This is a genomic window from Mycobacterium sp. E2479, from assembly GCF_001667925.1.
Lineage (GTDB): Bacteria > Actinomycetota > Actinomycetes > Mycobacteriales > Mycobacteriaceae > Mycobacterium.
On the sequence record NZ_LZJR01000054.1, the window covers coordinates 1 to 524 of the forward strand.

Annotated in this window: 1 protein-coding gene; it reads left to right on the forward strand. The window is 67.6% G+C overall.

Annotated elements, in window-relative coordinates; all coding sequences use genetic code 11:
- Positions 1-2: 2 nt before the first annotated feature.
- Positions 3-524: TetR/AcrR family transcriptional regulator (locus tag A5686_RS06520; protein ID WP_231986305.1), on the forward strand; the 522-nt coding region annotated here is incomplete at its 3' end.

The following is a 524-nucleotide window of genomic DNA, read 5'->3' on the forward strand; positions in this document are numbered from 1 at the left end:
AATTGGGCCGGCCGGTGGGCGCCGATGGCGAGCAGACCCGGGCACGAATCGTCACCGCGGCGATGCGCTGTGTGGCCGAGGCGGGCTATACCCGGGCGACGATTCGCGAGATCGCCCGGGCCGCCGACATGACCAGCGGCAGCCTGTATCACTACTTTGCGAACAAGTCCGAATTGCTCGAGGCCACCGTCAGCGAGATGGACCGCATCGCACGTCCCCGGCTGCGGGCTGCCGCCGCGCAAACCGACAATGTCGTCGATCGCCTCGCTGCGGTATTCGACGAGTCCAGCCGGTTGATGCGGGACTATCCGGGCCTGGCGGCCTTCGAGTGGGTGATCCGGGTGGAGAATGCGATTGCCGTCGATGCCACGAGGACGGGCGAGTTTCACGCTTTCCGCGAGATCATCGACGGCATCGTCGCGGACGCATTTCGCGAAGGTGGGCTGGCCGGCCATGACCGCCGCGGCGCCGCCGAGGCGGTCGAGCGCCCCGGATTGAAGGCGTTGCGCGACATCATCACCGAG